The following is a 13,861-nucleotide window of genomic DNA, read 5'->3' as shown; positions in this document are numbered from 1 at the left end:
ATGGCTGAGCAGACCCGGCTGTGGCAGCTACTGCGCCCCCACCGCTACCAGCTCGCCGGTGCATTGTTCCTGCAGGTCGTCAGCGCCGTCGGCGGCCTGGTGCCCTATCTGGCCGTGGTGGAGCTCGGCCGCGAGCTGCTCGCTGCGGGGCCGCCCGACCGGCGTCGGATCTGGCTCGTCGTGGCCGTCGCCGCAGCCGGCCTGCTGGTCCGGCTGGTCGCGGGAGCACTGGCCTCGGCGGTTGCCCACGCGGCCGACAGCAGCATGCAGCTCTCGTTGCGTCGAATGCTCGCCCGGCAGCTGACCGAGGTGCCGATGAGCTGGTTCTCCCGGCAGAGTTCCGGTGGCCTCAACCAGGTCGTCCAGAACGACGTCAACGATCTGCACACGTTGGTCGCCCACACCCCTGGCGAGCTGACCTCGGCTGTCGTGGTCCCGGTCCTGTCGTTGGTCTACCTCGCCACCATCGACTGGCGGATGACGCTGGTGGCCCTCGTGCCGGTTCTGGTCGGGCTCGTGCTGCGTCGCGCGCTGTCCACCGAGCGACGCAAACGCGACGAGCTCGAGGTGGACGCGGCGATGGGGCGGATCGCGGTCGCGGCGGTGGAGTTCGTCGAGGGCATCGCCGTGGTCAAGACATTCGGTGGCGGCGGACGCGCGCACGGGCGGTTCGTCGCCGCCGCCGACGACTTCGCCCAACTCTTCCTGCGCTGGGTGGGCCGTGCGGCGTGGCTCGCCTCACTGGCCACCCTGGTGCTCTCACCGATGTTCGTGCTGCTGGTCGTGCTGGTCGGCGGTACCGCGATGATCGGCTCGGGCACCCTCGCCCCGGCTGACCTGCTGCCGTTCCTCCTGCTGTCCCTGGCGCTCACGGCACCCGTCGCGGCCCTGGCCCACGGCCTGGACAACGTCAACGCCGCCCGCCGGGCAGCGGTCCGGATCGGAGCGGTCCTGGCGGTGCCGCCCGCCCCGCGCCCGGCGACGCCGCGGATCCCCGACGGTCACCTCATCGAGCTGCGCAACGTCAGTTTCAGCTACGACGGGGAGCGCACGGTGCTCAGCGACCTCGACGTGGTGATTCCGCCCGGCAGCAAGGTGGCCGTTGTCGGCGCGTCCGGTGCCGGCAAGTCCACCGTCGCGCAGTTGCTGCTCGGTTTCCTCACCCCGACCACCGGATCGGTGCTGCTCGGCGGCGTCGATGTCCGCGACATCGAACCCTCCGTGCTCTATCGACAGGTCGCGTTCGTCCCGCAGGACGTCCGGCTGCTCCGCACCACCGTCGCCGACAACATCGCGCTCGCGTCGTCGACGGCCAGCCCCGAGGAGGTGGTGCGGGCCGCACGCGAGGCGGGAATCGACGCGCACCTCGACAGCCTGCCCCGCGGCTACGAATCCGTGGTCGGCGAGGACGCCGGACTCTCCGGCGGCGAAGCCCAGCGGGTTTCGGTGGCGCGGGCCCTGCTGCTCGACGCTCCCGTGCTCGTGCTGGACGAGGCCACCGCGTTCGCCGACCCGGCGACCGAGGCGAAGACCCGCGCGGCGATAGACGGCGCGGACAACCGGCGTACCCGGGTGGTGATCGCCCACCGGCTCGAGACGATCCGTGATGCCGATCTTGTGCTGGTCATGGCGGACGGCCGGATCGCCGAGCGGGGCACCTTCGACGGGTTGCTCGCCGCCGACGGGTTGCTCGCCGCCATGTGGCGTGCCCAGCAGACACCCACAGGGGCAACCGTGGCGGCGGAAGCCGTCGCGCCACCGAGAGGAGCCACGTGGTGATCGCCCTGCTTTCCCGGATCCTCGGGCCTGACCACGTACGCCCGCTGAACCGTGCCCTCGTCCTGATCACTGTCGCATCCGTCGCCGAAGGGCTGGCCTATGCGTTGCTGATCCCGCTGCTGCGGGCGCTGCTGGCCGGTGATGCCTCGGGTGCCTGGCCGTGGCTCGCCGCGTTCGGTGGTGCGGTGGCGGTCGCCATGGTGCTGCGGTTCCGCAGCGATGTCGCCGGCTTCAGCACCGGGGCGGCCCTGTCCCGGGGCCTGCACCACCGGCTCGGCGACCACCTGGCCCGCCTGCCGCTCGGCTGGTTCACCCGCCGGCGGCTCGGTGAGGTCGGCATGCTCGCCAGTCGGGGCGTCCTGTCGACCATGGCGGTGCCGGCGCACCGGCTCCAGCCGATGATCGGTGCGGTGGCGACGCCGGCGACGGTGGCGCTCGTGCTCTTTCTGGTCGACTGGCGGCTCGCGCTGGCCGCGCTGGCCACGGCGCCACTGATCCTGCTGGCCCAGGTCTGGACGAATCGTACGACCGCGAACCTGGACCGCGAGCGGTCGGTCAGCGCCGACGACGCCGCGAGCAGGGTGGTGGAGTACGTGCAGGCCCAGCCCGTCCTGCGGATGGGGGGCACGACCGGGAGGGGCTACGGGCTGCTCGACTCGGCCCTTGCCGAGCAGCAACGCACCGGGCGACGTGCGGCGATCAAGGCGATCCCCGGCGTGCTGGCGCTCTCCCTCACGGTGCAGGCCGGGCTGACCGCCCTGCTCGTCCTCGGTGCCGGCCTGGCGCTCAGCGACGGGATCGGCGCGATCGACCTGCTGGTCGTGTTGATCCTCGCGACCCGGTGCGTCGACCCGCTCCTGTCGCTCTCGGATCTCGCCGGTCAACTGCGCAACTCCCGGGAGGAACTGGAGCGGATCGACGCGGTGCTCGCGACGCCCACCTTGCCGGAGCCTGCCGATCCGGCTCCGGTGCGCGGTGGCGACATCGAACTGGACACCGTCAGGTTCGTCCGCGACGGCCGAGAGGTGCTGCACGGCGTCTCGGCCGTCATCCCCGAGGGCGCACGGGTCGCATTCGTGGGACCGTCCGGTGCCGGCAAGAGCACCATTCTCCAACTCATCGCCCGTTTTCATGATCCAGATTCGGGTGCGATCAGGCTCGGCGGTGAGGACCTGAAAGGACTCGGGTCGGCACAGTTGTCGGGGCATGTGTCGATAGTTTTTCAAGATGTTTACCTTTTTGATGGGACGATCTCTGAGAACGTGCGGATGGGTCGTCCGGACGCGTCCGATGAGGAGCTTTTCGCGGCGGCGCGGGCGGCGAACCTTCAGGAGGTGATAAATCGTCTTCCCCTGGGGTGGGACACCAGGGTGGGTGAGGGCGGTGTCGCGCTGTCCGGCGGCGAGCGTCAACGGGTGTCGATCGCTCGGGCGCTACTCAAGGACGCGCCCGTGCTCCTGCTCGACGAGCCGACCGCCGCTCTCGACGTGGTCAGTGAAGCCGCAGTTCAGGGCGCTCTTGACGGTTTGATGATGGGCCGGACGGTGATCATGGTGGCGCACCGCCTGCGAACTGTGCGCAATGTTGACCAGGTCTACTTTGTTGATCAGGGAAGTATTGTCGAGTCTGGCAGTCACGACGAACTACTGGCGCGAGGGGGTCGGTATGCGAACTTCTGGGCCGTGGCGCACAGCAACTCTTAACGGGGGTTAATCCATTTACGAGCGTCAATGCTCATGCTAGGATGGAATCTTATTAGAGTCAAAGCTCCGTGAGGGCTGGGCGTCTAAGGAGGTTCCGGATGGCGGCGGCGGACGCGAATCCCGAGAGCGATGATCCCGGAGATCACAAATCCCATTTACCGGGGGTTGCCGACGAGCTGAGAGGATTTATCTCCCCGCTATTGGGGGTGTCGTTGACCTCCGCTGACGACGACTCCTCGTTGATCGAACTGGGCCTCCAGTCGCTGCATCTGATGCGGCTCACCAACCGGCTGCGTCGATCCGGCAGGAAAGCCAGCTTCGCCGAGCTGGTCGCCGATCCCACCATCTCGGCATGGGTACGCCTGCTGGGCGACGCACCCGCGCCCCGGTCCGCCCGTGCCCAGCCGGTTCAGCGTGAGCCTGCTGCCGAGGCCCCGTTCGCGCTCACCCCGGTGCAGCAGGCGTACTGGGTGGGCCGTGGGGACGACCAGCCCCTCGGTGGTGTCGGATGCCATGCCTACCTCGAGTTCGAGGCTACCGGCGTCGATGTCGAGCTGCTGGGAACGGCGTTCCGCGCGCTGCTCGCGCGGCACGCCATGCTGCGTGCGGTCTTCGGTGAGGACGGCACACAGACGATCGCCGCCGAGTCCGGCTGGGATGGTCCCGAGGTGCACGACCTGCGTGCGACCGAACCGGCCGAGGTGGAAGCGGAGTCCCGGCGGCTGCGCGAATCGTTGTCGCACCGACGCCTCGCGGTGGAGCGCGGGGAGGTGGTCGACCTCCAGGTCAGCCGGCTTCCCGGCGCCGACCGCCTCCACCTCAACATCGATCTGCTGGTCTGCGACGTGCACAGCATCCGACTGCTCCTCGCCGACCTGGCCGCCCTCTATGCGGGTGAACGGTTGCCCCCGTTGAGCCTGACCTTCTCCCACTACCTGCACCGCCGGGCTCCGGTCAGGGAGCAGGCGTGGGCGGCGGCCCGAGACTATTGGCAGGCCAGGCTGCCCGATCTGCCGGGCGCTCCGCATCTGCCCCTCGCGGTCGAGCCCAGCCTGCTCCGCACGACCCGTTTCGTCCGCCGCGTCCGGCAGCTCTGCCCGGACGAGTGGGCGGCGCTCGGACAGCGCGCCGCGGCGTATGGGGTCACCTCGGCCACCCTGCTCCTGACGGCGTACGCCGAGATCCTGTCACGGTGGAGCGGCGACCCACGGTTCCTGGTCAACATCCCGTTCTTCGACCGGGACCGGGAGATCCACCCCGACGTGTCGCATCTCATCGCCGACTTCACCAGCCTCACCCTGCTCGAGGTCGACCTCGGTGCCGCCGCCGACTTCGCCGGACGTGCCCGGGTGATCCAGCAGCGCCTGCACAGGGATCTCGACCACAGCGCCTACAACGGAGTCGAGGTGTTGCGCGAACTGCTGCGCGCCGACCCGGCCTCTCCCCGAACCGCGCCGGTCGTGTTCGCCTGCAACGTGGACACCCCGTTGGTACCGACAGCCTTCGCCGACCGCTTCGGCGACCAGACGTTCATGCTCTCCCAGACGCCCCAGGTGTGGCTCGACAACCAGGTCTACCTGACCCGCGACGGTGGTCTGATGATCGCCTGGGATGCGGTCGAGGACCTCTTCCCCGACGGGGTGCTCGACCAGATGCACACCGCCTATGTCGAGCTGCTGCGCACGCTGGTCACGGCCGACTGGTCCGTCGGGGCCGCCGTGGAGCTTCCCGAGGTGACCCGCTCGCGTCGTGCCGAGGTCAACGGCTCCTGCCGCAAGCACAGCGGACAACGGCTACATGACGGGTTCTTCACCCGGGCGGCACGCGACCCCGACCGCACGGCGCTGGTCTGGGGCCAGGACGGGCGGATGAGCTACGGCGAACTCGCCGACCGCGCCTGTCGGATCAGCGCCTGCCTGCGGGCGCGGGGGATCGGCCGCGGCGACACCGTGCTGGTGACCGCGCCCAAGGGGCCCGACCAGATTGCTGCGGTGCTCGGCATCCTCGCTGCCGGCGCGGCGTACGTGCCCGTCGGCGTCGACCAGCCGGTGGCCCGTCGTGCCCGGATCGCCGCCATCTGCGGCGCGGCGGCCCTGCTCGCCGCCGGTCCGGGCAGCGGCGGAGCTGATCCCACCGGGATTCCCGAGCTGCTGATCGCCGAGGCGTTACGACAACGACCCGCCCCGCCGGCGGCCGGCGAGCCCGACGACCCCGCTTATGTCATCTTCACCTCCGGCTCGACCGGCGAGCCCAAGGGGGTGCAGCTCAGCCACCGTGCGGCGGTCAACACCGTGGAGGATGTCAATGAACGCTTCGACATCGGCGATGACGACCGCGTCCTCGCCGTGTCGGCGCTCGACTTCGACCTGTCGGTCTGGGACATCTTCGGCCTGCTCGCCGTGGGTGGGGCCCTGGCACTCGTGGCGGAGGACGAGCGTCGGGACGCGACCCGCTGGCTGGAGCTCTGCGCCCGGCACCGGGTGACGGTGTGGAACTCGGTGCCGGCGCTGATGGAGATGCTACTGACCGCTGCCGATCCGGAGCCGTTGCCCCCGTCCCTGCGGCTGGCGCTGCTCTCCGGCGACTGGGTCCGGCTGAGCCTGCCCGAGCGCCTCGCCAAGCAGACCGGCGGCCGGTGCGGGCTGGTCGCGCTCGGTGGTGCCACCGAGGCGGCGATCTGGTCGAACGCCTTCGTGGTGGAATCCGTCCCGGCGCACTGGCGCTCGATACCCTACGGAACCCCACTGCGCAATCAGCGCTACCGCGTGGTCGATCTGGTGGGCCGGGACTGCCCGGACTGGGTACCCGGCGAGTTGTGGATCGGCGGGGACGGTGTCGCCGAGGGATACCGTGGCGACCCGGGCCTGACCGCGCAACGCTTCGTCGAGTGGGCGGGCATGCGCTGGTATCGCACCGGCGACCTCGGGCGCTACTGGCCGGACGGCACCCTGGAGTTCCTCGGACGGACCGATCATCAGGTCAAGGTCAACGGCTTTCGGGTCGAGCTCGGTGAGGTCGAGGCGGCGATCGCCGCGCATCCGTGTGTGGCGCGGGTCGTCGCGGTGGCCGACGGCGAGCACAACAACCGACTGGCCGCGCTGGTCGTCGAGGCGACCGCGGCGGTTGATCCGTTGCCGCCACCCGGCCCGGCCGCCGAACCCCGCGCCGATGCCGGGGCCGATGCCGAGGCCACGCTCATGGCGCTCCTCACCGATCTCGCGGCCGGCGCCGGTGCGGTGCAGGTCGACGCCCTAGCGGTGTCCGCGGGACATCGTGAGGCGCTGACCGCGTGGCTCGCCTTCCTGTCCGAGCGCGACGTGGTCCGGATCGAGGCGGGAAGGATCCGCGCTCTGCGCCAGCCGGAGGGGACGCCGGGCGGTGCCGGTACCGAGGCTGCGGCACTCGACCGGGCCCGCCCACTGCTGGCCACGGTACTGGCCGGTGAGGCCGATGAGGCGGCCCTGCTGGACGACCCGGCGCTCTCGCCCGAGGGGCTGGACCGCCCTGGCGTGTCCCTCGGTCTCCGGGCGGTGGGTTCCGCCGCCGACGCGGCCGTCGCAACGCCGGGCGCCTCCCGCGTCGTGGTGGAGTATGACGCGCACGGCGGCCGGACCGCCGAGTTGCTGATGGCGGTCAGCCCGGACGCGGTCGGTGCCGAGGGGACGACCTACGTGCTGGTCAGCCGATTTCCCGAGGCGCTGGCGGCGGCGAGTGCCCGGCTCGCCGGCCGGGCGGGCGGGGCGACCGTGCGCTGCGAGGACGGTGTGACGGTGCCCGACGACCTGCTGCACCGCGCCGACGTCGGGCTGATCAACGACGCGTTCGCGATGGCCTCGCCCGCCGTGGTGCTGGCCGGTATCCGGCCGATGCTGCGTCCCGGTGCCCGGGTGTTCGTCGTGGCCGGCGCCGACGACAGCCTCTCCGCAGTCGTACTCGGTCCTCTGCTGCGCGGCAACGGTCCCCGCCGGGTCGGTCCGCCGGTCGCATCGTGGCTGGCGGGGTTCGCCGCGGCCGGGTTCGTGGCCGGCGAGATCGTGCGGTACGGCGAAGGTGCGGTTCTGCTCACGGCGTGCCTCGACGAGGGGGCGCCGGCCGTGGACATCGGGCACGTCCTGGAGTGGGCCGCCGAGCGGTTGCCCGGTCACATGGTGCCGGGGCGGCTGGTCGTGACGTCCGCCCTGCCGCTGAGTGCCAACGGGAAGGTGGACCGGGGTGCCGCGCTGAGACTGGTCTCGGCCAACCGATCGGCGGCCGGTCCGGGGCATTCGGCGCCCCAGGGCCCGATCGAGGAGGCGGTGGCCGACCTGTGGCGGCGCTCGCTCGGACTGTCCTGCGTGGGTAGGCACGACAACTTCTTCCAGTCCGGTGGCGACAGCGTGCTCGCGACCCGGATGCTCTCCGAGATCCGATCGAGGTTCGGCGCGGCGCTGCCGATGGGCGACGTCCTGAGGGCGCCGACGGTGGCCGGGATGTGCCGCCTCATCACCGAGCGGGTGGGTGCCGGCAACGCGGTCGAGGAGCTCGAATCCGGCGTGCTCTAGTCGCCAAGCGACCCATCCGACAGCACATGGGGGATTCAATGGAAGCGACATCGACAACCGATGCCCGTACGTCGGCGACCGCCGGACCGCTGCGCCGGTTCGCCGTCCGCCGTCACGCCCGGGCCCGCCTGGTCTGCCTGCCGCACGCGGGCGGTTCGGCGAGCCAGTTCCGCCGGTGGGCGGTGGACGCACCGTGGGACGTGGAGATTCTGGTGGCCCAGTACCCGGGCCGGGAGGACCGCTACGGTGAGGCGGCCCACGTGACGATGTCCGGCCTCGTCGCCGAACTGCTGCCCGCCGTCATGACCGACCATGGCTCCCTTTCGGCATGTCCAACTGTCCTATTTGGACATAGCATGGGTGCCTCGGTCGCCTATGAGCTCGCGTGTCGCCTGACCGCCCTGGGCACCCCGCCGGCCGGGCTGGTGGTCTCGGGCCAGCCGGGTCCGGCCCGGCTGCGCCGGACAACCCTGCACAGCGAGGACGATGACGAGCTGATCGCGGACCTGAGCCGGCTCAGGGGCACCGGTGAGGCCGTACTACGTGACCGGACCCTGCTCGGCGCGCTGCTACCGGTGATCCGTAGCGACTACCGGCTGATCGAGACGTACCGCCCACCGGCACACCGCCCGCTCGCCATTCCGGTCACGGCGCTGCGTGGCAGCGACGATCCCGAGGCCGACGCGGCCGAGGTCGCGGCGTGGCACGAGGTCACCACCGGCCAGTTCGACGTGTGTGCGCTACCGGGCGACCACTTCGCGCTGCTGGACCCCAACGGTCCGGTGCTGGCCCGCACCATGACCGCTGTTCGCTCGGCGGTGACCGCCATCGTCGCGCTGCCGTCCGCGCCGTAGCGACATCGCCCCGAACACCACCGTCACCGGATCGAACCCGTACAGAGAGGGGAAGCCGCGTGCTCGAGAACTGTGTGCCCTGGCCCGACGAGACGGCCGACGCCTACCGGGAGGCGGGCTACTGGACGGACGAGGTTCTCGGCCGATGGCCTGCCGACGACCCCGGCCGCGCCGCCCGCTGCGCTCTGGTGACCGCCGAACGCACCCTGACCTACGCCGAACTCGACCGGGCGGCCGAGCGCCGTGCTGCCGGACTGCTCGACCGGGGCATCGGGCGGGACGACCGGGTGATCGTCCAACTGCCCAACGACATCGATCTGGTCGTCTGCACCCTCGCGCTGCTGCGGATCGGCGCGTTGCCCGTCTTCGCGCTCCCCGCACACCGAACGATGGAGATCGTCGACCTGGTCGAGGTCTCCGGTGCCCGGGCCTACGTCGGCGCCGACGTGGTGCTCGGCCACGACTTCCGGTTGATGGCCACGGAGGTGAGGTCCCGGTGCTCGACGCTCACCGAGGTCTTCATCGCCGGTGAACCCGGCGACTTCACCGCGCTCGCCGAGGTCGACGCCGAGCCCCGGACGACCCCGCCGCCCGAGCCCGGTGACGTGGCGATGTTCCTGCTGTCCGGCGGCACCACCGGCAAGCCCAAGCTCATCCCGCGGACCCACGCGGACTACGCGTACCAGCTGCGCGCGAGCGCCGAGGTGTGCGACGTGGGTCCGCACAGCCGGCTGCTGGCGGCGCTGCCCGTCGGGCACAACTTCCCGCTGGGCTGCCCGGGAGTACTCGGGGTGCTGCGGGCCGGCGGCGTAGCCGTGTTGTCGCCGTCGCCGTCGCCCGACGACTGCTTCTCCCTGATCGAGTCGGCCGGGGTGACCATCACCTCCCTGGTGCCGCCGATGGTGCCGCTCTGGCTGGAGGCGGCCGAGTGGATGCCGGAGGACCTCTCCTCGCTCCAGGTGCTGCAGGTCGGCGGCGCACGGCTCGACCCTGTGACGGCGGGGCGGGTCCGCGAGGGGCTCGACTGCCGTCTGCAACAGGTGTACGGCATGGCCGAGGGACTGCTCAACTTCACGCGACTCGACGACCCGCAGGACCTGGTGCTCACCACCCAGGGCCGCCCGCTCTCGCCGGGCGACGAGATCAGGATCGTCGGGCCGGACGGCGCCGAGGTCGGGACCGGGGAACCCGGCGAGTTGCTCACCCGGGGGCCGTACACGTTCCGTGGTTACTACCGGGCGCCCGGGTTCAACCGCGTCCGTTTCACCGGCGACGGCTTCTTCCGCACCGGCGACGTCGTGCTGTCGCGGCCCACCGGCCATCTGGAGGTGGTGGGGCGGATCAATGATGTCGTCAACCGGGGCGGCGAGAAGGTCCCGGCGCAGGAGCTCGAGGAACTCCTGATGACGATGCCCGCAGTGGCTGGCGCGGCGGTCGTGGCCGTGCCCGACCCGGACATGGGTGAGCTGACCTGTGCCTGCATCGTGCCACGTGGCGCGGAACACCCCCCGGCGTTGCAAGAGATCCGCAGCGCGCTGACCGAGCGTGGCGTCGCGGGCTTCAAGCTGCCCGACCGCCTCGTCGTGTTCGACCGCCTGCCTGTCACGGCGGTCGGCAAGATCGACAAGAAGACGCTCACCGCGCGGGCCGTTGCCCAGTTGATCGGAGGAGGAGCCCGATGACCAGGCACTACCGAACCGCAGTTGTCCAAACGACCGAGGAGCCCATCGTCTGCGCCGTCGCGGTGGCGGACATCTTCGACAACTACGTGGTCTATGAGTCACCAGAGGGCTGGCAGGTTGCCTGTGGCACCGCGGCCGAGGTCGTGGTCGGCCCGAGGACCGTGCGGTGCGTCTATGACGGACAGACCGTCGAGACACCCTGGGAGGGCGACCCGCTCGTCCCCGTCCGCCGGTTTCTCAACGAGCTGCCGCTTGCCGGGTGGCGGGCGTACGGATGGTGCGCCTTCGAACTGGGGGCGGCGCTCGCGGGACTGGAACCGGCCGACGAGGTGCTGGCCCACCTGCTGGTTCCCGCGGTCGAGGTCCGTCTGCAGGGCTCCCACGCGACCGTACGCAGCCTCACGGCGGAGGACCTGGACACGGTCGAGCGCCGGCTCGCCGACCCGACGTCGCAGCCGCGACGCCCGGCCGGGCGGGCGAGCGTCGACCTGGCGGCCGCCACTGACGAGTATCAGGAGGCCGTCGCCTCGGTGGTCCGCGACATCAACGCGGGGAAGCTGGAGAAGGCGGTGCTGTCCCGGGTCGTCGGCGTGCCGGAGAAGATCGACTTCCCGGCGAGCTTCATGGCAGGGCGCCGCCGTAACACACCTGCCCGGTCGTTCCTGCTCGCCATGTCCGGCCTGCAGGTCTTCGGCTTCAGCCCCGAGATCGTGCTGCGGGTCGATGCCGACGGCACACTGGTCAGCCAACCGTTGGCCGGCACCCGGGCGTTGTCCGGCGATGCCGAGACCGACGTGCGACTGCGTCGGCAACTCCTGACCGACGCCAAGGAGATCCACGAACACGCCATCTCGGTGCGGACGGCCGTGGAGGAACTGCACGGCTCGTGCCGCCCCGACACGGTCGCGGTGTCGGAGTTCATGACGGTCAAGGAACGCGGCTCGGTACAGCACCTGGGCTCCCAGGTGACCGGACGGCTCGCGGAGGGCCGGGACGCCTGGTCGGCGCTGGCGGCGGTCTTTCCCGCCGTCACCGCGTCGGGCGTGCCGAAGCGTGCCGCGTACGAGGCCATCGGCCGGCTCGAGTCGCAGCGGCGCGGACCCTACGCCGGCGCGGTGGTGACCGTCGACGCGGACGGGAGCATGGATGCCGCGCTGGTGCTGCGCAGCGCCTACTCGCGTGACGGGGTGACGTGGCTGCGCGCCGGGGCGGGCGTCGTCGGGCAGTCGCGACCGGAACGTGAGCTGGAGGAGACCTGCGAGAAGCTGGGCTGTATCGCCGGTTATCTGGTGATCAGTGAAGGGTGAGCCAGCCGTCGGCCGTACACCGTCGTCAAGAGGTGACCGCACATGTCCACGGGAATGAACATTCACTTCGAGCTGCTCGGCCCGGTGCGCGCCTGGCGGGACGGCCAGGCGGTCCCTCTCGGGCCACCCAAACAGCGCGCCGTGCTCGGTCTGCTGGCCAGCCGGGTCGGTGAGGTGGTCGGCGTCGAGCAGATCGCGGACGCGGTCTGGGGAACCGACATTCCGCAGACCGCGGCCAACGGCGTGCACACGTACGTGGCCGGCCTGCGCCGTGCCCTGGAACCCGGCCGCAGCCGTCGGCAGACCGGTGCGGTGCTGATCTCGGCGGTCGGCGGCTACTCGCTGCACACCGACGCGCGGGCGGTCGACGCCGCGCTCTTCGCCCAGATGGTCGCCCAGGCCCGGCAGTTGCGCAGCGGCGGCGACGTGGCCGGCGCGGTGGAGATGTTCGAGAGCGCGCTCAAGCTCTGGCGCGGCGAGGCGTTCGGCGGCGTTCCGGGCCCGTTCGCGGCGCTGGAACGCAGCCGGTTGCGGGACCTGCGCCTGACCGCGGCGGAGGACCACGCCGCCTGCCTGCTCGATGCCGGCCGCCACACCGAGGCGGTCGGCTGGTTGACCGAGGCGATCGGCGAGGATCCGCTACGTGAGCGGCTCCGCGGGTCACTGATGGTCAGCCTCTACCGGTCGGGCCGGCAGGCGCATGCGTTGCGGGTGTACCGGGAGACCTGCCAGCTCCTCAGCGAGGAACTCGGCATCGATCCGAGCCCCGAGTTGCGCGAGGTGTACCGCCGTATCCTGGTCAGCGATCCGACGTTGGGCGTTCCGGCTGTCCAGCGGAGCACGCCGGTCGCCGTGGTGCTGCCCGCCCCACCGGCGCAGCTGCCCGCCGTGCCGTCGGGGTTCGCCGGGCGCGACGAGGAGCTGGCTCTGCTGAGCCGGCAACTGCTGCGGCCGGACGGGGGATCGGGCGCGGTCCGGCTGGCGGTCGTCGACGGACCGCCGGGCGTGGGCAAGACCGCCTTCGCGCTCGAGTTCGCCAAGCGGATCGGCGGGGCCTTCCCGGACGGGCAGCTCTTCGTCGACCTGCGTGGGACCGACCCCGGAGTTGCTCCGGCCGGCCCGGGGGAGTGCCTGCTCTTCCTGCTACGCAGCCTGGGGGTGGAGGACGCCCGCATACCCGGCGACCTGGCCGGCCGGATCGCGCACTACCAGAGCCTCGTGCACGCGCGGCGTCTGTTGATCGTGCTCGACGACGCCCGCAGCGCGAACCAGGTACGCCCGCTGCTGCCGCGTAGCTCGTCGTGTGTGCTCGTGACGAGCCGGGTCCGGCTCGGCGGTCTGGTGGCACGCGACGGCGCGCACCGGGTGGCCCTGCGGCCGCTGGATCCGGAGGTTTCGGTCGAGCTGCTGGCGCGCCTGGCCGGGTGGGAGCGGATGCGGCCGGACAGCCCGGTGACCCGGCGACTGGCCAACCTCTGCGGGCACCTTCCGCTCGCGTTGCGGCTGGCGGCGGACGCATTCGCGACCGATCCCGGCCATCCCCCGGCCGAACTGCTCGAACGGTACGTGGCCGAGCGCAGCAGACTGGACCGGCTGGCCGTGGCCGATGACGCCTCGACCAGCCTGCGGGCGGCCCTGGATGTCTCCTATCAGGCGTTACCGGACGATGCGGCCCGGCTGTTGCGGACGTTGGGTGCCGCCCGGCGCGAGACCATCACCGCCGCCTTCGCCACCGCGCTGACCGGCGCTCCCCGGCACCACGTGCAGCAGCAGCTGGCCGTCCTGGCGGACAACCGCCTGATCGAGGAAGCCGGCCCCGGGGAGTACCAGCTCAACAACCTGGTGGCCGTCTACGCCCGGGAATGCGCGGGGGACGCGGGACACGGGCGGGCGTCATGATCGGCCACGGCGATCCAGAGCGAAACCATAGGCCCTACAGACGCCGGTGTCAGCCTGATGAGGCCAACACGGGACCTGCACGGACGGGAGTGGCGG

Annotated in this window: 7 protein-coding genes; all 7 read left to right on the top strand. The window is 71.3% G+C overall.

Annotated features, from left to right (window positions below):
- The 7 genes from ACN261_RS29965 (at nucleotide 1) to ACN261_RS29935 (ending at nucleotide 13,765) form a co-directional block, all read left to right on the top strand.
- The gene (locus ACN261_RS29965; protein WP_363656072.1) at nucleotides 1-1,779 is read left to right on the top strand and encodes an ABC transporter ATP-binding protein; all 1,779 of its coding nucleotides are present in this window, start codon (nucleotides 1-3) and stop codon (nucleotides 1,777-1,779) included.
- Nucleotides 1,776-3,482 carry an ABC transporter ATP-binding protein gene (locus ACN261_RS29960; RefSeq protein ID WP_363656074.1) on the top strand — a complete coding sequence of 569 codons (1,707 nt, stop codon included), beginning with the start codon at nucleotides 1,776-1,778 and terminating at the stop codon, nucleotides 3,480-3,482. Before ACN261_RS29965 ends, ACN261_RS29960 begins: the two co-directional genes overlap by 4 nt.
- A 98-nt stretch (nucleotides 3,483-3,580) precedes the next feature.
- The gene (locus ACN261_RS29955; RefSeq protein ID WP_425853421.1) at nucleotides 3,581-8,023 is read left to right on the top strand and encodes an amino acid adenylation domain-containing protein; all 4,443 of its coding nucleotides are present in this window, start codon (nucleotides 3,581-3,583) and stop codon (nucleotides 8,021-8,023) included.
- A 38-nt stretch (nucleotides 8,024-8,061) separates the two neighbouring features.
- On the top strand, nucleotides 8,062-8,877 hold the full coding sequence (locus ACN261_RS29950) for a thioesterase II family protein (protein ID WP_363656078.1): 816 nt from the start codon (nucleotides 8,062-8,064) through the stop codon (nucleotides 8,875-8,877).
- Between the two features lie 59 nt (nucleotides 8,878-8,936).
- On the top strand, nucleotides 8,937-10,559 hold the full coding sequence (locus tag ACN261_RS29945; RefSeq protein ID WP_425853419.1) for a (2,3-dihydroxybenzoyl)adenylate synthase: 1,623 nt from the start codon (nucleotides 8,937-8,939) through the stop codon (nucleotides 10,557-10,559).
- Nucleotides 10,556-11,866 carry a salicylate synthase gene (locus ACN261_RS29940; RefSeq protein WP_425853418.1) on the top strand — a complete coding sequence of 437 codons (1,311 nt, stop codon included), beginning with the start codon at nucleotides 10,556-10,558 and terminating at the stop codon, nucleotides 11,864-11,866. Before ACN261_RS29945 ends, ACN261_RS29940 begins: the two co-directional genes overlap by 4 nt.
- Nucleotides 11,867-11,908: 42 nt before the next feature.
- On the top strand, nucleotides 11,909-13,765 hold the full coding sequence (locus ACN261_RS29935; RefSeq protein ID WP_363656084.1) for an AfsR/SARP family transcriptional regulator: 1,857 nt from the start codon (nucleotides 11,909-11,911) through the stop codon (nucleotides 13,763-13,765).
- Nucleotides 13,766-13,861: the final 96 nt, after the last annotated feature.

This window comes from Micromonospora sp. WMMD723, from assembly GCF_049863385.1.
In the GTDB taxonomy this organism is placed as follows: Bacteria; Actinomycetota; Actinomycetes; order Mycobacteriales; family Micromonosporaceae; genus Micromonospora; species Micromonospora wenchangensis.
This window is presented reverse-complemented; position numbering and strand designations above follow the sequence as displayed.

Coding starts and splice junctions, on each gene's coding strand:
- ACN261_RS29965 (WP_363656072.1), top strand. CDS start 1: ATGGCTGAGCAGACCCGGCTGTGGCAGCTACTGCGCCCCCACCGCTAC.
- ACN261_RS29955 (WP_425853421.1), top strand. CDS start 3,581: ATGGCGGCGGCGGACGCGAATCCCGAGAGCGATGATCCCGGAGATCAC.
- ACN261_RS29950 (WP_363656078.1), top strand. CDS start 8,062: ATGGAAGCGACATCGACAACCGATGCCCGTACGTCGGCGACCGCCGGA.
- ACN261_RS29940 (WP_425853418.1), top strand. CDS start 10,556: ATGACCAGGCACTACCGAACCGCAGTTGTCCAAACGACCGAGGAGCCC.
- ACN261_RS29935 (WP_363656084.1), top strand. CDS start 11,909: ATGTCCACGGGAATGAACATTCACTTCGAGCTGCTCGGCCCGGTGCGC.